The following is a 26,057-nucleotide window of genomic DNA, read 5'->3' as shown; positions in this document are numbered from 1 at the left end:
ACATGTCAGTCACGGACACCCGCGCGTTCCCCGGACCTGATCCGACGGGCGGCATGCGGCACGAACCGATCGTCATCGTCGGGATGGCCTGCCGCTTTCCCGGAGGCGTGAGCTCTCCTGAGGACCTGTGGCAGGTGGTGGCCGACGGCGTCGACACCGTCGGCCCGTTCCCGCGCGACCGCGGCTGGGACCTCGACCGCCTCTTCCACCCCGACCCCGACCACCCCGGCACCGCCAGCACACGCGAGGGCGGATTCCTCTACGACGCCGCCGAGTTCGACCCCTCCCTCTTCGGCATCAGCCCCCGCGAAGCGGTCAGGATGGACCCCCAGCAGCGGCTCGTCCTGGAAACCAGCTGGGAGGCCATCGAGCGCGCCGGCATCGACCCCACGGCGCTGCGCGACACCCGCACCGGCACCTACTGCGGTGTCATGTACGCCGAGTACGGGACCCACAAGAAGGAAGCGTTCGCCATCACCGGCAGGCTGCCGAGCGTACTGTCGGGCCGCGTCGCTCACGCACTGGGCCTGGTGGGTCCCGCCGTCAGCGTCGACACCGCGTGCTCCTCCTCGCTGGTCGCCATCCACCTGGCCGCCCAGGCCCTGCGCAACGGCGACTGCGATCTGGCCCTGTCCGGCGGGGTCACCGTCATGGCCAACGCCGCGCCCTTCGTCGAGTTCAGCCGCCAGCACAGCCTGGCCCCCGACGGCCGCTGCAAGGCGTTCGCCGCCGCCGCGGACGGCACGGCCTGGTCCGAGGGCGTCGGCATGCTCCTCCTGGAGCGCCTCGGTGACGCCCGCCGCCAAGGCCACCCGGTCCTCGCCGTCATCCGGGGCTCGGCCCTCAACCACGACGGCGCCGGCAGTCGCCTCACCGCCCCCAACAGCCCCTCCCAGCAAGCTGTCATCCGCGCCGCACTCGCCGACGCCGGCCTGAGCCCCGACGCCGTCGACGCCATCGACGCCCACGGCACCGGCACCGTCCTCGGTGACCCCATCGAGGCCCATGCCCTCCTCGCCACCTACGGCGCCGGCCGCGCCCCCCGCCACCCCCTCCACCTGGGAACCGTCAAATCCAACTTCGGCCACACCCAGGCGGCCGCCGGAGTCGCCGGCGTCATCAAGATGACCCTGGCCATGCGGCACGGCCTCCTGCCCAAGACCCTCCACGCCGACCAGCCCTCGCCCCGTATCGACTGGTCCGAGGGAAGCCTCGCGCTCCTCACCCGGGCCCGGCCGTGGCCCGAGCGCGCCCGGCCGCGCCGAGCCGCCGTCTCCTCCTTCGGACTCAGCGGCACCAACGCCCACCTCATCCTCGAACAGCCGCCGCTCGAGTCCGCCGTGCCCGGCGGCTCGGACGCGGACAGCTCCTTTCCCTGGCTGCTGTCCGGTCAGACCGAGCAGGCCCTGCGGGCCCGGGCCGCCCAGCTGCACGACCACCTCACCGCCCACCAGGACCTGGCCGTCGCCGACATCGGCCACTCCCTGGCCACCACCCGCACCACCACACTCCCCCACCGCGCCGCCGTCCTCGTCACCGGGCGTACCGAGGTCCTGCACAGCCTGCGAGCGCTGGCCGACGGGGACACGACGCCCCAGGTCATCTCCCGTACGAGCACCACGAACGACTGCACGACCGCCTACCTCTTCCCCGGCCAGGGCAGCCAGTACCCGGGCCTCGGCCGCGACCTCCACGGCCGCTTCCCCGCCTTCGCCCGCGCCCTGGACGAGGCATGCGCCCATTTCGACGCGCACCTGGAACACGCCCTCAAGGACGTCCTGTTCGCCGAGTCCGGCACCCGCGTCTCCGCGCTGCTCGACCAGACCGCGTACACCCAACCCGCCCTCTTCGCCGTCGAAGTCGCGCTGTTCCGGCTGCTCGAGCACCACGGGGCCGCCCCCCACCTGCTGCTCGGCCACTCCATCGGCGAGCTCGCGGCCGCCCATGTGGCCGGTGTCCTCGACCTGGCGGACGCCTGCACCCTCGTCGCCCACCGGGGCCGCCTCATGCAGAGCGCCCCCGCGGGCGGCCGCATGGTGGCCGTCGAAGCGAGCGAGGAGGAGATCCGCCAGGCTCTCGTCCCCTACAGCGGCCTGCTGGATCTTGCCGCCGTCAACGGGCCGCGGAGCGTGGTCGTCTCGGGCGACGCGGAGGCCGCCGCGCAGCTCGCGCAGGCCTGGCAGGCCAAGGGGCGCACCGCCGAGCTGAAGGTCAGCCACGCCTTCCACTCCCCGCACATGGACGGCGTACTGGAGGAATTCCGGGACGTGGCCGCCGGACTGACCTACCGCGAACCCCGCATACCGGTCGTCTCCGATCTCACCGGCCGCCTCGCCACCGGGGCGATGCTGCGGGACCCGGACTACTGGGTGCGCCAACTGCGCGGCACCGTCCGCTTCCGCGACGGCATGCGCTTCCTGGAATCCCGTGGTGTCACCGAGTACGTCGAGTTGGGGCACGGGGTGCTGGCCGCCCTCGCGCGCCGCAACCAGGACCCCGACTCGCCAGGTGTCGTGACCCCGGTGCTGCGCCGTGGCCAGGACCCGGTCGGCAGCGTCAGCACCGCCCTCGCCCGGCTCGCCGTGAACGGCGCCCGCCTGGTGCCGGGTGAGTCCTTCCCCGGCGGCCGCCGGATCGCGCTGCCCACCTACCCCTTCCAGCGTCAGCGCTACTGGCTGAGCGCACCGGCCGCGGACCACGCCACCGGCCGGTCGCACCCGGTGCTCGACGAGGGGCTGGAACCAGCGGACGGCAGCGGGCTGGTGTTCACGGGGCGTCTCGACGCCGAGGACCTGCCGTGGCTGGCCGACCACTGCGTCGACGGGACCCCGGTGCTGCCCGCCGCGGGCATCGTGGAACTCGCGCTGAGTGCCGCCCGGCGGGCCGGTGCGCGCCAGGTGGCCGAACTGGACCTGGAAGAGGACCTGCCGGTCGCCGGGCCCACCGACATCCAGCTGATCGTCGGTGCCCCCGACGAGGCCGGCAGCCGTCCGCTCGCGGTCTACGCCCGTACGGCGGACACCCAGGGTGCCGCGTGGACCCGGCACGCCACCGGCACGCTGTCCGCCGCGCGCCCCGCGCAGGTGGCGGGAGTGACGTCATGGCCACCGGCCGGGGCCCGACAAGTCGCGGTCGACGACCTGTACGCACGGCTCGCGGAGGGCGGCCACGCCTACGGGTACGCCTTCCGCGGACTGCGCGAGCTGTGGCGCGACGGCGACGATCTCTACGCGGTGGTCGCGTCGCGGGCGAAGGGGAGCCGGGACGGCTTCCGGCTGCACCCCGCCGCCCTGGACTCGGCCCTGCACGCGCTGGCCGCCGCCGACGGGGGCGAACCCCGGGTCCTTGTGCCCCGCACCTGGCGCAACGTGACGCTTCATGGGCCCAGCAACGGCCCGTTCCGGGTCCGGCTGCGGCGTGGTGCGGACGGCTCCTGCGCGCTGCTCGTCGCCGACGACACGGGGGCCGCGGTACTGAGCGCGGACCAGCTCGTGCTGCGCGCGCCCGCGTCGCCCGACCGTGCAGCGCAGGACGACGCGCCGCTGCTCGCCCCGGTGTGGACCGAACTCGCCCTCGGCACACCGCTTCCGGGCGGCACCTGGGCCGCGGTGGGCACCGGGGCGGTGCCCGGCCTCATACCACCGGACGGCACCGCGGTACGCGTCCACGCCCACATCGACGAGCTGCTCCGCGCCGTCGACGCGGGCGCCGCGGTCCCCGAGGTCGTCGTCGCCTTCGTGACGGCCGCCCCGCCCGGCGATCCCGGGCCGGGGGCTTCGCAGGCCGTCCGGGAGAACCTGCTGGAGGTGCTGTACGCGGCCCAGCGCTTCCTGGGCGACGAGCGCTGGGACGCCTCCCGGCTGGTGGTGGTCACCCGGGGCGCGGTGGCCGTGGAGGCCAAGCAGGACCCCGACCTCCGGCCCGGTCACCGCGCCGTGTGGGGACTGATCCGGTCCGCGCAGGCCGAGCATCCGGGCCGGTTCGTCCTGCTCGACGAGGACGGGGTCGCCGCGTCCCGCGAGGCGTTCGCCGGCGCGCTCGCCACCGGCGAGAGCCAGTTGGCGCTGCGGGACGGGACCGTGTACCGGCCGGCCCTCGCCAGCGGGGGCGCCGCCCCGGCCCCCGGGGGTTCCTGGGATCCGTCGAGGGCGGTGCTGATCACCGGTGGGCTCGGCTGGCTGGGACGGATCACGGCCCGGCATCTGGTGGAGCGGCACGGGGTGCGGCAGCTGGTCCTGATGGGGCGCTCCGCCCCCGGGCCCGACGCGGAGCGCGTCATCGCCGACCTGCGGGACCTCGGCGCCCGGGTCCGTACGGTGGCCTGCGACGCCGCCGACCGCGAGGCGCTGGCCGGGGCTCTCGACAGGCTTGCCCGCTCCGGTGTCCGCATCGGCGGTGTCGTCCATGCCGCGGGTGTCCTTGAGGGCGGTCTGCTGACCGACCTGACGGCCGACGACATTGAGCGGTCGCTGCGGCCCAAGGCCGACGTGGCGTTCCATCTGCACGAACTGACCGCCGGCCTGGACCTGTCCGCGTTCGTCGTCTACTCCTCGGTGGCCGGCACGCTCAACTCGGCGGGGCAGGGCGCCTATGCCGCCGCGAACGGGTTCCTGGAAGGCCTCATGGAGCAGCGGCACGCCGCCGGCGAGCCCGGCGTGGCCATCGTGTGGGGCCAGTGGGACGTGTCGGGGGGCATGGGCGGCACCCTCACGAAGGCCCAGATCGACCGGATGGCCCGGGCCGGCATCCTGCTGATCCCCATCGAACAGGGCCTCGGCTTCCTGGATGCGGCGGTGCACGGCAGTGAGCCGGTGGCCGTGGCGGGACGCTGGGATCGCGACGCCCTGGCAGCGCAGCACCGCGGCGGCACCCTCCCGCGCATCCTGGAGTCGCTGCTGCCCGAGGGCGCGGGCGAGCCGGCGGGCGGTCAGCGGCCGCCGTCGGCCGCGCCGCCGCACGGCGACGCAGAGCCGGCGGGCACGGAAGCGGACGGAGCGGACACGATGCTGGACCGGCTCCTCGCCGAGGTCGCCGGAGTGCTCGGGCACGCCTCACCGGACGCGATCGACCCGAACGTGGCCTTCGACCATGCCGGCATGGACTCGCTGGGAGCGGTGGAGCTGCGCAACCGGCTGATGGCCGGCTTGGGGCTGCGCCTCCCGGCCACCTTCGTCTTCGACTGGCCGACGCCCCGGCTGCTGGCCGACGTCCTCGGCCAGCAGCTGCCGTCGGACGACCGGACCACCACCGAGAACGGAAACGGAACCCCGACGCCATGACCGAGCACACCCGCACCGCCGACCAGGCCGGGCCGACGAGCCCCTCCGACCTGGTGCGCGAGATCTATCTGGCGGGCCCTGAGGGCCGTAAGGGCCAACTCACCACCGATCTGACGGCGTTGGAGGACGCGGCCCGCCAGGTCCTGCCGCCCGAGGTGTTCGGCTTCGTGGCCGGCGGCTCCGGAACCGGGGCCACGGGACGCGCCAACCGGGACGCTTTCGACCAGTGGCGCCTGCTGCCCCGGATGCTCCGCGGCTGCACGCGGCGCGACCTGACCGTGGACCTGCTCGGCCAGTCCCTGCCCGCACCGCTGCTGTTGGCGCCGATCTCCGCGCAGACCAGCGTGCACCCCGAGGGTGAGATCGCCACGGTGCGGGGCGCGGCCGACGCGGGGCTGCCGTTCGTGCTGTCCTCCTACTCCTCGCACAGCCTGGAGGAGGTGGCCGCGACCGCCGGACCGGGGCCCCGCTGGTTCCAGCTGTACTGGCCCTCGGACGACGAACTGGCCGCGTCGCTGGTCCGCCGTGCCGAGGCGAGCGGGTACACGGCGCTGGTCCTCACCGTCGACAACCCTTCGGTCGGCTACCGGCCCGCGGACCTCGACCACGGGTACCTTCCGCTCGTACGCGGCACAGGTCTGGCCAACTACACCAGTGATCCCGTGTTCCGGGCGGCGCTGCCGCCGGATGCCGGCCCCGAGGCGGTCGTCCGGCACTGGGCGCAGGTCAACGGCAACCCGTCGCTGGTCTGGGAGCGGCTGAGCCGGCTGCGCGAATGGACCGGGCTTCCTGTCGTGGTCAAGGGAGTCCTGCGTCCCGACGACGCGCTCCTCGCGGTGGCCAACGGGGCGGACGGCGTGATCGTCTCCAATCACGGGGGACGTCAGCTGGACGGCGCGGCGGCTTCCCTCGACTGCCTGCCCGCGGTGCGTGCCGCGGTCGGTGGCAGCGTCCCCGTGCTGCTGGACTCCGGTGTCCGCACCGGCACCGACGTCGCCAAGGCGCTGGCCCTGGGCGCGGACGCCGTGCTGCTCGGTCGGCCGTATCTGTACGGGCTGACGCTCGACGGGCGGGCCGGTGTGCGGCATGTCCTGCGGTGTCTGCTCGCCGAGCTGGATGCGGCGCTGACGCAGCTCGGCTGCGCCAGCGCCCGCTCGCTGGGCCCGGAGATCCTGGTCGCGGCCGGGCCCTTGGGCGGGCCGCGGCCGACGGTACGTCAGGATCGTTGACGGTGCGTCAGGATCGTTAGGGGTTCACGATCTGTTCCAGGTCGCGGATGACCTCGGCGGGAGAGGGCTGGGCCGCCAGTTCCTCGCCGAGCCGTGCGGCGGCCTCCTTGAACGACGGCTCCTCCAGCAGCCGCACCACCTGCTCCCGCACCCGGCTGCCGTCCAGTTCCTCCGGGGCATCCCCCCGGAGCCACAGGCCGGCGCCGGACCGCTCCAGCCGCGGGCCGCGCTCGCCGATATCGGTCATGGCGCGGCCGATCACCAGCTGCGGCACCCCGTGGGCGATCGCCTCCAGGAATCCCGGCACACCGCCATGGTGGATCACGGCCGAGCACGACGGGACGACGGCGTGCAGCGGGACGAACTCCACCAGCCTGACATTGCCGGGCACCCGCTCCAGCTCCCGCTGGAACCGCTCGGGCAGCGTCACCACCAGCTCGATGTCCACATCCGCCAGCGCGTCCAGCATCCCCTGCATCTGCTGCAGGGAGGTCGCGGCCGTCGCCGGGTCCGTCGCCAGGCTCAGTCCGAAGGTGGCGAGGACCCGCGGCCTGTCCGGGTCGCGCCGGGCCCAGTCCGGCACGACCGACGGCCCGTTGTAGGGAACGTAGCGCAACGGCAGATGCGGCAACGGCGACTCCAGCCGCAGCGACCCGACCATCTGCTCGATCACGAACCGCCCCGTGACCATCTCCTCGCCGAACTCGCCCCCGACCTTCCGCGCCCACTGGCCCAGCCAGTCCGCCAACGGGTCCTCGCGGTCCTCGGGCCGCTGATCCTGACGCACCCTCAGGAAGTGCCGGCGGGCCCGGTCCTCGACGGCCAGCTCGGTGCGCATGCGCCCGTGCGGGGCGCCGATCGCCGTGGCCGCGACCGCGCCCGCGTGACTGAGCCAGTCCCACAGCACCAGATCCGGCTGCCACCAGCGGCAGTACTCCACCAGCTCCTCGACCATCGCGTCGTTGGAGGCCCGTGTGGTGGCGGCCAGGAATCGGCTGCCCCATCGCAGGCGCTCCCAGGTGAGCACCTCTTCGCGGTCCTCGCACACGTCGACGAGGATGTCGTTGTGCTCGCCGTGGGCTTCGACGAGCTTGTGGTAGAGCTCTGCTTGCTCGCGTTCCACTCTCTCGAAGACGGGCTCGTCGGGGCCGACGGGCACGGCTGGCAGCCCCGATGCGGTGACGGCGTCCGTCAGCTCCGGGCCGCTCGCGACGCGGACCTCGTGCCCCGCCGCCTGCAGCGCCCAGGCCAGCGGCACCATGTGCTGCAAGTGGGTTCGCCAGGGAAAGACTACGAACAGGACGCGCATGGCGCTTTCTCCTTCGGAGGTGACCTCGTCACGAGGTCGCCGGCGTGAGCTCAGGCGGTGATCAGTTCGAGCTTCGAGACCGCCAACAGGTCGTCCAGGCCCAGGAATTCGGGCCGCCCGTCCGGGTCCGCCCGCACGTCGGGGTAGCGGTCCAGGAGTATCCGCAGGCAGACACTGCTCTCCAGGCGGGCGAGCGGCGCGCCGATGCAGAAGTGGATTCCGCGGCCGAACCCGAGGTGCGGATTGGGGTCGCGGCCGGGGTCGAACTCGTCGGGACGCGCGAACACCCGCTCGTCCCGGCTGCCGGCGCCGAGCCAGAGCCGCACGAGGCTCTTCTTGGGTATTTTGACGCCGGCCAGCTCGGTGTCCTCGGCCGTCGCGCGGACGGAGGCCGCGAGCGGGCCGAGGAACCGCAGGGTCTCCTCGACGGCCCCCGGGATCAGGTCCTGGTTCGCCCGCAGCCGGGCGAACTGCTGCGGGTGGGCGTCCAGGCACAGCAGCAGGTTGGCGATCGTGGCGCTGGTGGTGAGGTGTCCTGCGACCAGCAGCTCCCTGGAGAAGTTCACCACCTGGGTGTCGCTGAGGCGCTCGCCGTCGACCTCCGCCTCGACCAGCTTGGTGAGCAGATCATCGCGCGGCGTGCTGCGCCGGTCGGCGGCGTGCGCGCGCAAGTACTCCATCAGCTCGGGCACTTGGCCCATGGCGGCCGCGACGTCGGCGTCGTCGCGGCGCGTGCCCGCGCCGTCCTTGACCGCGTCCTCGACGTTCACGTCCCCCGCGGCGGAGAGGATGGTGTCCACCCAGTGCTTGAACAGGTCCCGGTCGCTGCGCGGCACGCCGAGCATGTCGGCGATCACCATCACCGGCATCGGGTAGGCCAGGTCCCCGACCAGTTCCAGGCGCCCCTTGCCCGCCGCGTCGTCGAGCAGCTGACCGGTGACGTCGGCGATCCCCTGTTCGAGGCCGGCCACCAGCTTGGGGGTGAACGCACGGCTGACGATCTTGCGCAGTTTGGTGTGCTGGGGCGGGTCGGCCGCGCTCAGCGCGCCCTCGCTGTGGGCCTCGCCCTCGGGCGCCCCGAACAGCAGGGCTTCCACGTTGGACGAGTACGTCCGCGGGTCGCCGTAGACCTCCAGGATCTCGGCGTGACCGTAGACATGGACCACTCCGCTGTCATCGACCGTGACGGGCTGCTGGGGTCTGCGCCCCCACATCCAGAAGAACGCCGGGTTCACTCCCCAGCGGTCGGCCAGCTGCGTCATATCCATCCTTCTTTCGTTCGGTGCGGGCGCGGGTCCTAGTCGCCCATGGCCAGGCGCAGGCTCTTGGGCCGCAGGTCGGTCCAGTTCTCCTCGATGTGGGCCAGGCACTTCGGCCGGTCCTCCGGGCCGAAGGCGATCCGCCAGCCGTCGGGGACGTGCGCGAACGACGGCCACAGGGAGTGCTGTTCCTCGTCGTTCACCAGGACGTAAAACGTGCCGTTCTCGTCGTCGAAGGGGTTCGTGGTCATGCGGTCTCCTCAGTCACGGAGGTAGCGGTTGACGATGGCGCAGATCTCGGCCGCGGCCTTCGGTTCGGTCAGGCCGAAGTGCGTGGCGTCGATGTCGAAGGTGTGCAGTTCGCCGTCGACGTACGGCTCCCAGAGCCCGGGCCGCACTTCGGGGCTCTGCGTCGCGCTGAAGAACAGCACGCTGCCGCGGTAGGTGGGCGGAGTGAACTCCGCGACCATCCGGGAGTGTTCGACGATCACCGTGGCGCCGTTCTCGACGATGGTGCGGCGGTCGTCGTCGCGGACGTCGCCCGGCAGGTAGTCGTCCAGGAAGTCGCGCGCCTCGGAGCGGGTGAGGTGGGCATCCGCCAGCTGCCCGAACCCGCTGCTCGGCACGGCGTCGAGGAGCGCCACCAAGGACACCTCGCGGCCGCGCCGCTGGAGTTCGGCGCCGACGGCGTGGGCCAGGGAGCCGCCCAGCGAATGCCCTGCCAGCTGGTACGGGCCGTGCGGCTGCACGGCGAGGAGCTGCTCCGTGTAGTCGGTGACCATGGCGGCGAAGTCGGCCGGCAGCGGCGCGCCGTCGAAGCCGCGCGCCTGGATGCCGTACACCGGGCGGTCCCCGACCTGGGTGGCCAGCCCCAGGTAGGACCAGCACAGGCCGAATCCCGGGTGGAAGAGCCACAACGGCGTGCCGCTCCCGCCGGTCCGCAACGGCAGCAGGGTGTCGAAGGGGCCGCCGTCGTGGGCGTCGTGGAGGCCCCCGGTGAGGTGCTGCACCAGTTCGGCGACGGTCGGCGCCTGGAACACCGTGCGGATCGGGACCTCCGCGCTGAGCACCGTGCGGATCCGGCTGATGAGCCGGGTGGCCAGCAGCGAGTGGCCGCCCAGGGCGAAGAAGTCGTCGTCGATGCCGACCCGTTCCACTCCCAGGACCTGCGCGAACACGCCGGCCAGGAGCTCCTCCTGGGCGTTGCGCGGAGCGCGGTAGGCGGTGGGGCTGAGGAACTCGGGCACGGGCAGCCGACCGCGCTCGACCTTCCCGGTCACGGACAGCGGCAGCCGCTCCATGACCACGATCGCCGAGGGCACCATGTGCTCCGGCAGCCGTTGCCCGGCGAAGGAGCGCAAGGCGTCCGGATCGGGCCGCTCACCCTCGGTGAACGTGACGTAGGCGACGAGGTGCCTGCCGATGCCCGGCTGGTCCCTGGTGATCACGACGGCCTGCGCGACCCGCGGATGGTCGGCGAGCACCGCCTCGACCTCGCCGAGTTCGATCCGGAAGCCCCGGACCTTGACCTGGTTGTCGACGCGGCCCCGGAACAGCAGGCGGCCCTGCGGCGTCCAGGCCGCCAGGTCTCCGGTGCGGTACATCCGCTCGCCCGGCTCGCCGAAGGGGCAGGCCACGAAGCGTTCCGCGGTGAGGCCGTAGCGGTCCAGGTAGCCGCGGGCCAGCCGGTCGCCCGCGACGTACAGGTCGCCGACGCTCCCCACCGGTGCCGGCCGCAGCGCCGCGTCCAGCACGTACAGGCGGGTGTTGTCCATGGGGCGCCCGATGGGTACGGCCTCGCCGAGGTCGTCCGTGCCGGTGATGACGTGCATGGTGGTGGCCGCGGTGGTCTCGGTCGGGCCGTACCCGTTGACGATGGTCAGGCCGGCGCATGCGGCCATGACCCGTTCCAGGGCGGCCGGGGTCACCACGTCTCCGACCGTCCACACCTCGCGGGCGCCGCGGAACGCCTCGGGGGCCTCGTCGGCGAAGGCCATGAACTGGCCCGCGGGCATGATGAGTCCGGTGACCCCCTGTTCGGCGATCGCACGCGTGAGGCCGGCCGGGTCCAGTCGGCCGGACGGGAGGACGACGACGGCGCCGCCGCGCAGCAGGGCGGCCCACAGTTCGTAGGTGAAGGTGTCGAACGCCTGCGTGTGGTGCATGAGGACCCGCTCCAGGCGGCTCTCGTCATAACTGCGGTCCGCCAGCAGCACCGCCAGCGCCCGGTGGGAGACGCCCACCGCCTTGGGCCGGCCCGTGGAGCCGGAGGTGTAGACCACGTAGCAGAGTTGGTCCAGGTGCGCACCCGAGCCCGCCCCCAGGGGCTGTGCCGGGGCCGCCGCGATCTCCTGGGCGGCCCGGGGCTCGTCGATGACCAGGACCTGGCAGTCGCTGTCGGGCAGCGCGGCAGCGGTCCGCGTATCGGTCACCACGAGGTCGGGTCCCGCGTCGCTGAGCATGAAGGCGATCCGCTCGGCCGGGTAGGCCGGGTCGAGGGGCAGATACACGCCGCCCGCCTTCGCGATGGCCAGCACGGCGACGATGTACTCCGGTGAGCGCGGCAGGGCGAGCCCGACCGGCGACTCCTGGCCCACACCGCGCGCCGCGAGCACCCGCGCCAGCCGGTTGGCCCGCTCGTCGAGCTCCCGGTAGGTGAGGGTGGTGTCACCGTACACCACGGCGTCCGCGTCGGGGCGGCGGGCGGCGCGCTGCTCGAACCACGCGGCCACGGTGGCCCCGGGGCCGTCGACGGCGGTGTCGTTGAACTCGCTCAGTACGCGTTCACGCTCGGCCGGTGCCAGGGGGTCGATCCCGCTCACCGAGGTGGCGGGGTCTGCCGCGATGGCTTCCAGGATCCGCGTCAGGCGGTGCGCGAGGCGCTCCACGGTCGCGGAGTCGAAGGCGTGGTCGCGGTGGCCCAGCATCAGCTGGAGGTCCGGGTTGGCGGTGGCGAACAGGGCGAGCGGATAGTGCACGGCCGCTTCCCAGTCCATGCCGGTGATCGCGAAGCCGGCCGCGCTCAGCGTCTCGCCGAGGTCGTCCCCGTCGGCCGGGTAGGACTCGAAGACCACGACCGAGTCGAAGAGCACGGGCAGGTCGACGGCCCGGTGGATCTCGGCGAGGCCGAGGTGGTGGTGGTCCATCAGCGCGGCCTGCCGCTCCTGGAGGTCGGCCAGCAGCTCGGCCGCGCTCTGTCCGGCGCTCGTGCGCACCCGGACCGGAAGGGTGTTGATGAACAGGCCCACCATCTCGTCCATGCCCGCCACCTGCGGCGGGCGGCCCGAAACCGTGGCGCCGAACACCACGTCCTGGCGGCCCGTGTGGCTCGCGACGAGCAGGGCCCAGGCGCCCTGCACCAGGCTGTTGAGGGTGATGCCGAGTTCGGCGGCGCGGCGCGTCAGGCGGCGCGCCGTGTCGCGGTCCAGCTCGACCGGTGTCCTGCCGTGGGCGCCTCCTTCTTGCTGCCCGCCGCGCGGAGCCACCAGCGTCGGCTCGTCGAGCCCGGCCAGCTCGGCGCGCCAGGCCTGTGCCGCACTCTCCTTGTCCTGGTGCGCAAGCCACTCGAGGAAGTCGCGGTAGGGGCGCACCCGGTTCAGCGGTCCGGCGTCCCCGAAGGTGGCGTACAGGTCCAGCAGGCTCTTGAGCACGAGCGACGACGACCAGCCGTCGTACACGATGTGATGGACCGTCATCACCAGCTCGTGGTGCTCGGCCGCCCGCTGTACGAGGGTCAGGCGCAGCAGGGGCGGGGCGGCCGGGTCGAAGGGGGTGGCCCGGTCGCGCTCGCGCAGGTCGCGCAGCCGCTCCTCCTGCTCCCGCTCGGGAAGGCCGCTCCAGTCCAGGGCCTGCCAAGGGAGTTCGACGCGGTCGAGGAGCAGTTGGACGGGTTCGCCGGCTGCGGTGGTCACGAACGCGGTGCGCAGGCTGTCGTAGCGGTCGAGCAGTGCCTGCCCTGCCGCCCTCATCCGCGCCGGGGCCACCCGTCCGGTCAGGTGGAAGACCAGCTGCACCTGGTAGGCGTCGAACTCGGCGCCGTCCAGCTGGCTCTGGTACAGCAGACCGGACTGCAGCGAGGTCAGCGGCCACACGTCGGCCACGCCCGGGTAGCGCTCCTCCCACACGTCCAGGTCCCGCTGGCGCACCCGCACCAGCGCTACGTCCGACGGCGTCAGGCCGCCCGCTCGCGGAGCGGTGGCGTGCCCGGCCAGGCCTTCCAGGGCCGTGCGCCACCGGTCCGCGAGCTCGCGCACCGCTTCTTGGGACAGCACCCCTGTGGCGAAGGCGAAGTCGGCGGTCAGCCGCGGGCCCTGCGCGGTCTCGGCGCAGAAGGCGGTGATGTCCACCGCGGCCAGGGCCGGTGCGTTCGGCTCGGGCGCGAGGCCGTCCAGGCCGCCGGACATCGTCCAGGCCGCGGCGCCCTGCGCCGGGGCGGAGGCGGCCGTGCCGAGCCGGCCGAGGTAGTTGAAGGCGACCTGCCCGTCGCCGTACTCCTTGAGGATCTCGGCGGTCTTCGGGTTGAGGTGGCGCAGCAGGCCGTAGCCGATGCCCTTGTCCGGAATCGCGCGCAGCTGCTCCTTGACGGCCTTCACGGCGTATCCGGCGGTGCGGCCGCCCGCGACGGCGTCCGCCACGTCGATGCCCCCGATGTCGAGGCGGACAGGGTAGATGCTGGTGAACCAGCCGATGGTGCGGGTGAGGTCGGCGCCGGACACCGCGCCTTCCTCGCGGCCGTGTCCTTCGAGGCGGATCAGCGCCGGGTGTTCGTCGGTCCCGCGGGCCCGGTGCCACCCGGCCAGGGCCAGGGCGAGGGCGGTGAGCAGGCCGTCGTCGACGCCGCTGTGGAAGGCGGCGGGCAGGGTGGTCAGGAGCGCTTGGGTGGTCCCGGGGTCCAGGGTGACCCGCACCGTGTCCACGGTCGCCCGCACGTCGAGGTCCGGGTCCAGTGGCCGGGCACCGAGCGGCGGCTCGGGCTGGTCCAAAAGGTCCCGCCAATAGTCGAGTTCGGCGACCCGCTCGGGGCTACCGGCCGCCTGCACCAGGCCGTACGACCAGCTGCGCAGCGGGGTGGGCACCGCGGCCAGCCGTGGCGGCCTGCCCTGTCGCACGGCGTCCCAGGCCTGGGCGAGGTCGGACAGCAGGATGTGCCAGGAGACCCCGTCGGTCACCAGGTGGTGCAGGACGATGATCAGCTGCCCGGCGGTGTCCGGGCCCGCGTCGCACCAGATGAACCGGGCCATCCGGCCTGCCGCCGCGTCCAGTTCACGGGCGGCGGCGGCGAGCTCCGCCCGGGTCCGCTGCCGCCAGGCGGGGTCGGACCAGTCGCCGGCGCAGGGCCTGCGGCGCAGGAGCGACGCCACGTCGACGGTGCCGGGCGCGGCCGCCTCCAGGCCCTGCTCGCCGGCGTGGACGCGCAGGCGGGAGCGCAGCATGTCGTGGTGGTCGACGACCGCGGCGAGGGTGGCGACCAGTGCGGCCTCGTCGATGCCCGCCGGCAGCTCCACCGCCGTCGACATCGTGAACCCGTCGTGGTGGCCGATGTGTTCGCGTATCTGCCGCATCACGGGAAGCAGCGGCATCCAGCCGAGTCCGCCTCCGGTGGGCTCGCGGCGGTCGGTGTCCGACTGCCCGCCCACGGTGGCGGCCTCGGCGAGGGCGGCCACGGTGCGGTGCTTGAACATGAGCCGCGGCGTGATCACCACGCCCTGCTCGCGGGCCCGGGAGACGACCTGGATGGAGCGGATGCTGTCGCCGCCGACCACGAAGAAGTCGTCGTCGACGCCGACGCGGTCCCGCCCCAGGATCTCGGCGAAGATCGCGGCGAGCGTCCGCTCCGCCTCGGTGCGGGGAGCCTGGTAGTCGCTCGCCGCCGTGGTCGGTGGTGCGGGCAGAGCGGTCTTGTCGAGCTTGCCGTTGGGCGTCAGCGGCACGCTGTCGAGCTGCAGGAACACCGCGGGCACCATGAACTCCGGCAGCCTCTCCGACAAGAAGGCGCGCAGCTCGTCGGCGTCCGGGCGGCGGCCGCCCTGCGGGGCGGGCACCGCGTAGCCCACCAGGCGCTGCCGGCCGTCCTCGTCCCGGTGGGCGGTCACCACGGCCTGTCCGACGCCCGGGTGCGCTTCCATGACCGCGGTGATCTCGCCGGGCTCGATGCGCAGCCCGTTGATCTTGACCTGGTCGTCGCTGCGGCCGACGTAGTCGAGCTGCCCGTCCGTGCCCTGGCGCACGATGTCGCCGGTGCGATACATGCGCGTTCCTACGGGTCCGAACGGGTCGGCGACGAAGCGTTCGGCGGTGAGGCCGGGGCGGTTCAGATAGCCCCGGGCCAGGCTGGGGCCCGCGATGTACAGCTCGCCGGGGACGCCCGGTTCGACGGGGGCGAGCCACTCGTCGAGGACCCGCAGCGTGTTGCCGTCCACCGCGGTGCCGATGGGGGTGCGGCCGGTGCCCAGGGGGGCGCTGACCGCACCGCACACGGTGGTCTCGGCGGGGCCGTAGGCGTTGACGAACCGGCGTCCGGGCGCCCAGGCGGCGGCCAGCGCCGGCGGGCACGCCTCGCCGCCGACGGTGACGGTGCGCAGCCCGGTCAGGGTGCCGGGCGCGCCGGCGGGGAGCGCGGCGAGCACGCTGGGCGGCAGCATGACGTGCGTGATGCCGAGCCCGGCCAGGTTGCGGGCCAAGTCCTCGCCGACGAGGCGCTGTTCACGCGGGACCACCAGGGTGGCGCCGGTCGTGAGGGTTTGTACGTACTCCCACACGGCGGCGTCGAAGCTGGGCGCCGCCACCTGGATGACTCGGGAGTGCGGGCTCAGCGCGAGGCGGTCCTGGGTGGTGCGGCTGAGGGCCGCGATACCGGCGTGGGTGACGACGACGCCCTTGGGCCGCCCGGTCGAGCCGGAGGTGAAGATGAGGTACGCGGGATGCCCGGGGGCCGGCACGACGTCCGGGTCCGTGGCCGGGCCGTCCCGCCAGGCCTGGGCCATGTCGGGGGCGTCGACGGCCACCGCTTCGGTGCCCGGGCGCCGCGGCAGCCGCCTGGCGATGCCCGTCGTGGCCAGCAGGACGGCGGGGGCTGCGTCATCGAGCATGAACCGGATGCGATCGGACGGATAGTCGGGGTCGACGGGCAGATAGGCCGCGCCGGCCTTGAGGATGCCCAGCACCACGGCGACCTGGTCGGCGCCGCGCGGCAGGGCGACGGCGACCGCCTGCTCGGGGCCGATGCCCCGCGCGATCAGCCAGTGCGCGATCCGGTTCGCCCGCTCGTCCAGTTCCCGGTACGACCACACGTGGCCGTCGAACTCCACCGCCGGTGCCTGGGGGTCCCGCAGCAGCTGGTGCCTGAACAGTTCGGGGAAGGTTGCCGCCGCCACCTCGGTTCCGGTTGGCCGCTCACCCGTGAGCGGCGTGCCGCGCTCCTCGTCGGCGGGTTCGCCCGCCCCGCGGATGGGCTGCGCGGGGTCCTTGACGGCGGCGGCGAGCAGCCGCTGCCAGCGGGCGATGACCATCTCGATCGTCGAGGCGTCGAACAGCTCCGTGGAGTACTCGACGGCGATGTGGATGCCGGCCGGCGCGGTGCGGTCGCCGTACCGCTCGGTCAGGCTCAGCGTCGCGTCGTAGCGGGAGGTTCCCGTGCCCGCGCCCTCGCTCGTGACCCGCATCCCTGGCAGCTCGAAGTCGGCGTCCTCGGTGTTCTGCAGGATCAGGGCGACCTGGAAGAGCGGGTTGACCGACGCCGAGCGGCGCGGGTTGAGCTTTTCCACCAGGGCCTCGAAGGGGATGTCCTGGTGGGTGTACGCGGCCAGGCTCGTCCGGCGTGTGCGGTCGAGCAGTTCGGCGAAGGTCGGGTCGCCCGAGGTGTCGATGCGCATGACCTGCACATTGACGAAGAGGCCGATCAGGTCGTTCAGGCTCTGGTCGATCCGGCCCGCGATGCCGCTGCCGAGCGCGATGTCGGTGCCCGCGCCGAGCCGGGTGAACAGGGCGGCCATGGTCGCCTGGAGCACCATGAACGGGGTGGTGCCGGTGGCGCGGGCGAGCGCGACGATGTCCGCGTGCAGGGTCGCATCCAGGGTGAACTCGAGCAGGTCGCCGCTGCGGTCGAGCTCGGCGGGGCGCGGCCGGTCCGTCGGGAAGGTCACGGTCTCGGGCAGTCCCGCCAACTGCCGCGACCAGTAGCGGCACTGCCTGCTGAACAGGCTGTCCGGGTCGTCGTCACCGCCCAGGAGTTCTCGCTGCCACAGGGCGTAGTGCGCGTACTGCAGCGGCAGCGGTGCCCACCGGGGGGCTTCGCCCCGGGCGCGGGCTTCGTAGGCGGTGGCCAGGTCCTTGGCGAGGGGGGTCGCGGACCATCCGTCGGCCGCGATGTGGTGGATCACGAGGACCAGGGCGAACGCGTCGGGGCGGGTGCCGAACAGCGCGGCCTTGACCGGAATCTCGGCGGCGATGTCGAAGGGGTGGCGGGCGACCGCGTCGATGGCCTCGCCCAGCTCGTCCTCGCCGGCGACCGGGCGCACGGGCAGGGCGATGCGGGCCTCCTGCGGCCCGAGGATGTGCTGGTGGGGCCGCCCGTCGACCTCACGGTAGACGGTGCGCAGGATCTCGTGCCTGGTCACGAGGTCGTTGACCGTCTCCTCCAGGGCGCGCACGTTCAGCTCCCCGCTCAGCCGCAGGACGATCGGCATGTTGTAGGTCGCCGCGCGGCCCTCGAACTTGTGCAGGAACCACAGCCGTTGCTGGGAGAAGGAGAGCGGGATCCGCTCGGGCAGCTGTGCGGGCGGCGCCAACGGCGCGCGGGCGGCCCCTGCCCGGTCCAGGTACGGGATGAGTTCGGCGACGGTCGGGGCGGTGAAGAGGTGACGCAGCTCGAGCTCGGCGCGCAGCACCGACCGGATGCGGTTGACGAGCTTGATCGCCATGATCGAGTGGCCGCCGAGCGCGAAGAAGTCGTCGTCGACCCCCACCCGGTCGACGTGCAGGACCTCCGCGAACAGCTCGCACAACAGCTCCTCTTGAGGAGTGCGCGGTGCACCGCCCTCGGCGGTCGCGGCGAAGTGCGGTGCGGGCAGCGCCTTGCGGTCCAGCTTGCCGTTGGCGGTCAGCGGAACTTCGTCGAGGGTGACGACGGCGGTGGGCACCAGGTGGGCGGGCAGCCGCCGGCGCAGATGGCCGCGCAGGGTGGCGGCCAGGCCGGTGCCGTCGGCGCGCAGGGCGGCCGGCACCACGTAGGCGACGAGCTGCGCCTCGCCCTCCTCGGCGGTGTCACGGGCGATGACAACGGCCTGCGCGACATCGGGGTGCGTGGCCAACGCGCGCTCGATCTCGGCGGGTTCGACGCGGACACCGCGGATCTTGACCTGGTTGTCGTCGCGGCCGATGTACTCGAGTTGTCCGTCGGCCGTCCAGCGGGCCAGGTCTCCGGTGCGGTACATCCGCGCGCCCGCGGGGCCGTAGAGGTCGGCGACGAAGCGCTCGGCGGTCAGGACGGGCCGGTTCGCGTAGCCGCGCGCGATGTCCCCGGCGACGTACAACTCGCCTGTTACGCCGGGCGGGACCGGGGCAAGGCCGGGCCCGAGGACGTAGGTGCGCAGGTTTCCGATCGGCGTGCCGATCGGGACGCTGCCGGTGTCCCGGCGGGGCTGGTGCGCGGCGACGTCGTACGTCGTGGCGTAGAACGACTCGGTCTGCCCGTAGGCGTTGACGATGCGTACGCCGGGCCGCTCCCGCCGGATGGCGTCGACCAGCCCGGTCGGCAGCTTCTCCCCCGCGAAGACGAGGGTGGCCCGGTCCGGGAGGGCGGGTGTGCGGCCGCCCAGCGCGGCGAAGACGGAGGGGACCGTGCTGATCACGTTCGCCGTCGTCGTCTCGCGCTCGGCGAGCACGAGGGCGTTTCCCGCGACCTCGACCCGGCCGCCGCGCGCCAGCGTGGTGACGGTCTCGAAGACGGACACGTCGAAGTTGATCGAGGCGCCCGCGAGCATGCGGGTGTCCGCGTCCACGCCCACCCGCTCGGCGAGCCGCGTGACCCCGTTGACGACGTTGGCGTGGCTGACCACCACGCCCTTGGGGATGCCCGTGGAGCCGGAGGTGAACATCACGTAGGCGGCGTGCTGCGGCCGCAGTCCCTTCGCCCGCCCCGTGACCGGGCCGTCGGCGGCGAGGTCCACGTCGTCGAGGAGCAGGGTCGGCACCTCGGTGACGCCCGGCAGCCCGCCGGCGGCGGCGGGCCGGGTGAGCAGCAGCTGAGGCCGGGCGACGCTCAGCATGTGCTCCACCCGGGAGCCGGGGTGCTCCGGGTCGATGGGCAGATACGCGCCGCCGGCCTTCCAGATGCCGAGCAGGGTGGTGACGAGGTCGGCCGTGCGGGGCATCGCCAGGGCGACGACGGTCTCCGGGCCGACCCCACGGGCAGCCAGCGCGCTCGCGAGGCGGTCGGCGCGGGCGTTCAGCTCCGCGTAGGTCAGCGTGACGTCGCCGCAGGTGACCGCGGGCCGGTCCGGTGTCCGCGCGGCCTGCCGCTCGAACAGGTCGGCGATGGTCGCGTCGGGTGTCTCGGCGGCGGTCCGGTTGACGACGACGAGGACGCGTTCGCGCTCGGCGGGCTCCAGCAGGTCCACGCCGCTGAACGGCAGCTCCGGGTCCTCGGCGAGGCGAGCGAGGATCCGGCCCAGGCGCCGGGCGATGACAGCGGCCTGCTCCGGGGCCACGAGGTGGTGCTGGTACTGCAGGGCGAGGGTCAGATGCGGCTCGGCGGAGGCCATCACCACCAGCGGGTAGTGGGTGCTGCTGAGCGGGCTCAGCCCGGTCACCCGGATTCCGGCGGCCGCGTAGGCGTCGTCCAGTGCCGCGCTGTCGATGGGGTACGACTCGTAGACCACCAGGGTGTCGAAGAGCGTGCGCACACCGGTGAGCCGGTGCGTCTCCAGGAGGCCGAAGTGGTGGTGGTCCAAGAGCGCGCTCTGGCGTTCCTGGAGGCCGGTGAGCAGGGTGCGCAGGGAGTCGCCGGGGGCGCAGTCCAGGCGGACCGCAAGGGTGTTGATGAAGGCGCCGACCATCTCGGACACGCCCTCGACCTGCGGCGGGCGCCCCGAGACCGTGGCCCCGAAGGTCACGTTCCGCTGTCCGGTCAGGGCGGACAGGAGCATGCCCCACGCTCCTTGGACCAGCGTGTTGAGCGTCAGGCCCAGTTCACTGGCGCGGCGGGAGAGCCGGGCGGACTGCTCCGGGGTGAGCGGCACGTCCAGCTGTCCGACTCCGGCAGATTCGCCCGGCCCGGCGGGGGCGTCGGGAACCAGCAGCGTGGGCTCCTCGACGCCGTGCAGCTCCCGCTCCCAGGCACGGGCCGTCGCCGTGTGGTCCTGGTGGGAGAGCCAGGTCAGGAAGTCGCGGTAGGCGGGCGTCCTGCTCAGTTCCGAGGCGTCGCCGTGCGAGCGGTACAGGCGCAGCAGGTCCACCATCAGCAGGGGGACCGACCAGCCGTCGAAGAGGACGTGGTGGGCGATGAGGACCAGGTCGTGGCGGTCGGCTGCCAGTTTGACGAGCGAGAGCCGCACCAGCGGCGCCCTGGCCGGGTCGAGGTGGTCGCTGTGCTCCGCGGCGAGGAAGCGCCTGCGGTGCTCCTCCCGCCGGGGTTCGTCCAGGGCGGCCAGGTCCAGCTCCTGCCAGGGCAGTTCGACGCCGTCCTGGACGATCTGGAACCGGTCGCCCGCGCTGTCCGTGACGAACGCCGTCCGCAGCGTGGGATGGCGGTCCAGCAGCGCCTGCCCGGCCGCTCTCATCCGCTGCGGTTCGACCTCGCCCGTCAGATGGAACGTGAACTGCATCTGGTAGACGTCGACGGCCGTGCCGGCGAGTTCCGCGTGGAAGAGCAGTCCGTCCTGCATCGCGGTGACGGGCCAGACGTCGGTCATGCCCGGGTACTGCTCCTGCCAGCGGTCCAGCTCGCCCTGCCCCACCGTGACGAGGGGCACGTCCGAAGGCGTGAGGCCGCCGGCGTCCGGCTGCTCGACGTGCCGGGCCACGCCTTCCAGGGCGGTGCGCCACAGGTCGGCGAGTTCCCGTACGTCCGCCTCGGCCAGCAGCCCGGACGGGTAGTCCAGGCTCGCCTCCAGACGCGGGCCCTGATCGGTGTCGACGACATGCGCGCTGACGGCCAGCGCGGTGAGCGCGGACATGTCCCCGTCCAGCGCGGGCGTCAGCGTGACCGTGTCCTCGACCTGGGTGAAGCCGAGGCCGCGCAGGTCCTGGGGCATGTTGGCCGAGCCCGTGTAGCGGCCCAGGTAGTTGAAGACGATCTGCCCGGATCCGTGGCGTTCCAGGACCGCCCCGGTTTCGGCGTTCAGATAGCGCAGCATGCCGTAGCCGATGCCCTTGTCCGGGACGGCGAGCAGCTGCTCCTTGATGGTCTTGACCGCCGCACCCGTCGCCGTACCGCCCGCGAGCGCCTCGTCCAGGTCGACCCCGGACACGTCGAGGCGGACGGGGTACATGCTGGTGAACCACCCCATCGTGCGGGAGAGGTCGGCGCCGGGGACGGCGTCCTCCTCGCGCCCGTGGCCCTCCAGGCGGACCAGCGTCGAGGGCTCGTCGACGCCGCGCCGCCTGCGCCACAGGGCGACGGCGAGGGCCAGCCCTGTCAGCAGGCCGTCCTGGACGCCGCCGCGGTAGGCGGCGGGCAGGGCGGTCAGCAGGGACCGGGTGATCCCGGTGGGCAGGTCGAGCCGGACCCGCTCGACCGTGGCGATGGTGTCGACGGCCGGGTCGAACGGCCGGGCGCCCAGACTCGGGTCGGGTCCGCCGACCGTCCGGCGCCACAGGTCGAGCTCCGCCGCCCGCTCCCCGGCCGCGGCCTCGGCGAGCGCATGGGTCCAGCGGCGGACCGAGGTGCCGGTCCCGGGCAGCCGCGGGGTGTCGCCGGCGCGGATCTGCCGCCAGGCCGCGGCGAGGTCAGGCAGCAGGATGCGCCAGGACACGCCGTCGACGACGAGGTGGTGCAGCACCAGGCTGAGGCGTCCCGCGGTGCCCGCGCCCGCGTCGTACCACACGAACTGCGCCATCACGCCGCGCGCGCTGTCCAACCGGCCTGCCGCGGCGTCGAGTTCGCGCTGGGCCCGCTGCCGCCAGGCATCGTCCCAGGTGCCGTCGCAGGCCACCCGGTGAACGAGCGGGCGCACGTCGGTGGTACCGGGCACGGCCACCTCCAGCCCCGCCGCCGGGCCCGCGGCCCGCCGGGAGCGCAGGATGTCGTGGCGGTCGAAGGCCGCTGTCAGCGTGCGCAGCAGGCCGTCCCGGTCCATTCCCGCCGGCAGGTCCACCGTCATCGCCATGGTGAACCGGTCGGCGTTCCCGCCCAGTTCCTCCAGGTAGTGGCCGACGGGTGGCAGCGGTACGAAGCCGACGCCGCCGCCCGGCAGCTCCTCCAGTTCAGGTTGCGTGCGGCTCCCGCTGGTGGCGACACGCGCGAGTTCGGCCACGGTGCGGCACTCGAAGATCTGCCGGGGCGTGACCTCGATGCCCTGGGCCCTGGCCCGCGCGACGACCTGGATGGAACGGATGCTGTCTCCGCCGAGTGCGAAGAAGTCGTCGTCCACCCCGACCCGGTCCACCCCGACCACGTCGGCGTAGACCCGGGCGAGTATCTCTTCGCAGGGCGTGCCGGGGGCCCGGTAGGCCGAGCCGGTGAACTGCGGCGCCGGCAGCGCCTTGCGGTCCAGCTTGCCGTTGGGGGCCAGCGGCATCCGGTCCAGCAGGACGAACACTGACGGCACCATGAACTCAGGCAGCCTGGAGGACACGAACGTACGCAGGTCGCGGGGCGAGACCGTGGCCGTGAGGTCGATGTCGAGGTCGCCCAGGCTCGCCACCGCCGACGGCCCCGGCTCCCGCCCGGCGGTCGGCACCACGTAGCCCACCAGGTGGTCGCGGCCTTCGTGCCGGCAGGTGGTCACCAGGGCCTGGGCCACGGCGGGGTGCGCGGTAAGGGCGGTCTCCACCTCGCCCGGCTCGATGCGGAAGCCGCGTACCTTGACCTGCTCGTCGGCGCGGCCGACGCACTCCAGTTGGCCGTCGGCACCCCAGCGGGCGAGATCGCCGGTGCGGTACATGCGGGCGCCAGCCGGGCCGAAGGGGTCGGCCGTGAACCGTTCCGCGGTGAGCCGGGCCCTGCCGAGGTAGCCGCGCGCCACGTTTCCGGCGACGTACAGCTCCCCGACGACGCCCGGGGGCAGCGGCTGGAGGCCGGGGCCGAGCACGTACGCGCCCATGTTGGCCAGCGGGACGCCGATGGGCGCGGTGGCCGCCGGTGCCGTCCAGGTCTCGTCGGCGGTGAAGGCGGTGGCGTAGAACGACTCCGTCTGGCCATAGGCATTGACGACCCGCACGCCCGGAAGGGCGTCCTGGACCCGCTTCACCAGCGCGGCGGGAAGGGCCTCGCCGGCGAAGACCACCGTCTCGGCCCTGATCATCTCCCCCGCCTGGTCGAGGAGTTCGGCGAAGACCGAGGGGACGGTGCTGATGACACCGCCGGACCAGCCGCCCCGTTCGCCGATGACGAGGATGTCGCGGACCACTTCCAGGACGCCGCCCTTGGCCAGCGTGGTCACGGTTTCGAAGACGGACACGTCGAAGTTGACCGACGTACCGGCGAGCACGCGGGTGCCCGCGCCGATGCCGACGATGCCGGCCAGCCGCAGCACCCCGTTGACGACATCCCGGTGGGTGATCACCACTCCCTTCGGTGTGCCGGTCGACCCCGAGGTGTACATCACGTACGCGGCGTGCGCGGGCAGGCCGACAGCCGGGGGCGCTGCGGGGCCGGCCGCGTCGAAGTCCACCTCGTCGACGCACAGGCGGGGGATGTCCGCCGCCGGCAGCACCGTCGCGTGGGCGATGTCGGTCAGCACCAGGTCCGGGTCCGCGTCGGACAGGATGTGGCCCAGGCGGGCCCCGGGGTAGCGGAGGTCGATCGGCAGGTAGGCGGCGCCAGCCTTCCAGATCGCGAGCATGGCCACGATCAGGGAGGCCGAGCGCGGCAGCGCCAGGCCCACCAGGTGCTCCGGCCCGATCCCGCGGGCGGTCAGCTCCCGTGCCAGGCGCCCGGCCCGCGCGTCGAGCTCGGCGTAGCTCAGCTGCTGCTCGCCGTCGATCACGGCTGTCGCATTCGGGGTCGCCGTCACCTGACGCTCGATCAGGGCGGCGGCGGTCAGCTCGGGGGTGTCGGCTGCCGTGGCCTCGACGGCGCGCACGGCCGTCTTCCGTTCGCCGTCCGTCAGTACGTCCGCCAGCGCGACGGCACGGGACGGCTCGTCGAGCAGATCGCCGACCAGCCGCACCAGGCGATCCACCAATCCCTGCGCCGTGCTCCGGTCGAAGTGGTCCGTGGCGTATTCGAGGTAGATGGACAAGCCCGGTGTGCCGGGCTCGCTGAAGAAGCTGAACTCCAGGTCGAACTTGGCCATCGACGTCCACAGGGGGGCGATGCGCGCCAGCACGCCGCCCGGCAGGGCGAACTCCAGGCGGGCGCCGGTCGACCAGGTGAACATCACCTGGAACAGCGGGTGGTAGGCGCTGGAGCGCTCCGGGTTGAGGGCCTCCACGACCCGCTCGAACGGCACGTCCTGGTTGTCGTACGCCGCCAGCGCCCTCTGCCGCACCTGTGCGAGGAGCTGGTCGAAGGTGGGCCGGCCCGACAGATCGGTGCGCAGCACCCAGGTGTTGGCGAAGAAGCCCACCAGGTCGGCCAGTTCCGGGTCCGGGCGGCCGGCGACGGTGGACCCGAGCGCGATGTCCTCCCCCGCGCCCAGCTGGTGCAGCAGTACAGAGAGGGCGGCCTGGAACACCATCGGCACCGACGACCCGGTGCGCCTGGCCGCCTCCTCCGCCCTGGCCAGCAGCTTCTGGCCGACGGTGCCTGCCACGACATCGCCGCGGCGGCTCGGCAGCGGACCCCGCGGCCGGTCCATGGGCAGCCGGGTCGGCTGCTGCAGGTCCGTCAACGCGCCGCGCCAGTAGTCGAGTTGGGTGGCCAGGAGGCTGTCCGGATCGTTCTCGTCGCCCAGCAGTTCGCGCTGCCAGAGTGTGTAGTCGGCGTACTGGACGGCCAGTTCGGGCCAGTCCGGGTCACGGCCCTCGACCTGTGCGGTGTAGGCGGCGGTCAGGTCCCGCACGAGCGGGGCGATGGACTCGCCGTCGCAAGCCATGTGATGGATCAGCAGCAGCAGGTGGTGTTCCTCGGCGCCCGTGCGGAAGACGACCGCGCGTACCGGGATCTGTTCGAACGGGGTGAGGGTGGCCGCGGATGCCTCGCGCACCGCTTGGTCCAACTCGTCCTCGGCGACGTCGATCAGCCCGATGTCCAGCCGTACGTCCTCGGCCGGCACCACCTGCTGGGCGGGGACGCCGTCGGCGCTCTCCACGATCAGGGTCCGCAGACTCTCGTGGCGCGCCACCACGGCGCGCACGGCGGCGGTGAGTGCCGCGGTGTCAACCGCTCCCGTGAGCCGGATGAGGAACGGCACGGTGTAGATCGCCGACGGCCCCTCGATCCGGTCGATGAACCACAGGCGCTGCTGCGCGAAAGACAAGGGGATCATCACTCAGCACTCCTGTAAGTCCTGTCCACGGGCGTGGTCGATTCACCACTGATTGCGCATGCGAACATTTTTTGCGGCTGCTCGGATCCGGGGCAGCCCGGGGCGGGCAGCTGGTTGCCGGGCGGGCCCTGATGATCGGGCGGCGGCTGGTTCAATCGTCCGCCGCGGCCGCTTCGACGGAAATCTCCGGCACTCGTTTGCGAGCCAATGGAACACACATTAGGTAACCACGTCGACCTAATAACGTGTCAACCATGGCCGGGCTGGCCACCGGAGAGCGAAGATGTCCCGCCAACAGGACACCGAAGTCTGGGTTTCCGTTGACTCACCTCCCGGGGATGCGAGGTATGTTCGGCACACCTCCGGCACATTCCGCCGCACCGCCTTCCATT

General features: G+C 73.1%; 6 protein-coding genes. 2 read left to right on the top strand and 4 right to left on the bottom strand.

Features of this window, described 5'->3' with window-relative positions; genetic code table 11:
- The first annotated feature begins 2 nt into the window (after positions 1–2).
- The gene (locus ACFC8N_RS26025) at positions 3–5,279 is read left to right on the top strand and encodes a type I polyketide synthase (RefSeq protein WP_376290178.1); all 5,277 of its coding nucleotides are present in this window, start codon (positions 3–5) and stop codon (positions 5,277–5,279) included.
- Positions 5,276–6,508, top strand: a complete 1,233-nt coding sequence (locus ACFC8N_RS26020; RefSeq protein ID WP_376290175.1) for an alpha-hydroxy-acid oxidizing protein — start codon at positions 5,276–5,278, stop codon at positions 6,506–6,508. The genes ACFC8N_RS26025 and ACFC8N_RS26020 overlap by 4 nt, the downstream gene beginning before the upstream one ends.
- 16 nt (positions 6,509–6,524) lie before the next feature.
- Here ACFC8N_RS26020 and ACFC8N_RS26015 read toward each other — a convergent pair whose 3' ends face one another.
- The 4 genes from ACFC8N_RS26015 to ACFC8N_RS26000 are packed head-to-tail and all read right to left on the bottom strand — an operon-like array spanning position 6,525 to position 25,665.
- The gene (locus tag ACFC8N_RS26015) at positions 6,525–7,817 is read right to left on the bottom strand and encodes an activator-dependent family glycosyltransferase (RefSeq protein ID WP_376290172.1); all 1,293 of its coding nucleotides are present in this window, start codon (positions 7,815–7,817) and stop codon (positions 6,525–6,527) included.
- A gap of 50 nt (positions 7,818–7,867) precedes the next feature.
- Positions 7,868–9,079 (bottom strand): cytochrome P450, encoded by a 1,212-nt coding sequence (locus ACFC8N_RS26010; protein ID WP_376290171.1) that lies wholly within the window; start codon positions 9,077–9,079, stop codon positions 7,868–7,870.
- A 35-nt stretch (positions 9,080–9,114) separates the two neighbouring features.
- On the bottom strand, positions 9,115–9,327 hold the full coding sequence (locus tag ACFC8N_RS26005) for an MbtH family protein (RefSeq protein ID WP_376290168.1): 213 nt from the start codon (positions 9,325–9,327) through the stop codon (positions 9,115–9,117).
- 9 nt (positions 9,328–9,336) lie between these two features.
- On the bottom strand, positions 9,337–25,665 hold the full coding sequence (locus ACFC8N_RS26000) for an amino acid adenylation domain-containing protein (protein ID WP_376290165.1): 16,329 nt from the start codon (positions 25,663–25,665) through the stop codon (positions 9,337–9,339).
- Positions 25,666–26,057: the final 392 nt, after the last annotated feature.

It is taken from the genome of Streptomyces sp. NPDC055966 (assembly GCF_042269865.1).
GTDB lineage: Bacteria > Actinomycetota > Actinomycetes > Streptomycetales > Streptomycetaceae > Streptomyces.
Note: the sequence above shows the minus strand (reverse complement) of the source record. Positions and strands in the feature narration are given on the sequence as shown.

Excerpts from the sequence above, each read along its gene's own strand:
- ACFC8N_RS26015 (WP_376290172.1), bottom strand. The coding sequence starts at position 7,817 with ATGCGCGTCCTGTTCGTAGTCTTTCCCTGGCGAACCCACTTGCAGCAC.
- ACFC8N_RS26020 (WP_376290175.1), top strand. The coding sequence starts at position 5,276 with ATGACCGAGCACACCCGCACCGCCGACCAGGCCGGGCCGACGAGCCCC.
- ACFC8N_RS26005 (WP_376290168.1), bottom strand. The coding sequence starts at position 9,327 with ATGACCACGAACCCCTTCGACGACGAGAACGGCACGTTTTACGTCCTG.
- ACFC8N_RS26000 (WP_376290165.1), bottom strand. The coding sequence starts at position 25,665 with ATGATCCCCTTGTCTTTCGCGCAGCAGCGCCTGTGGTTCATCGACCGG.
- ACFC8N_RS26010 (WP_376290171.1), bottom strand. The coding sequence starts at position 9,079 with ATGACGCAGCTGGCCGACCGCTGGGGAGTGAACCCGGCGTTCTTCTGG.
- ACFC8N_RS26025 (WP_376290178.1), top strand. The coding sequence starts at position 3 with ATGTCAGTCACGGACACCCGCGCGTTCCCCGGACCTGATCCGACGGGC.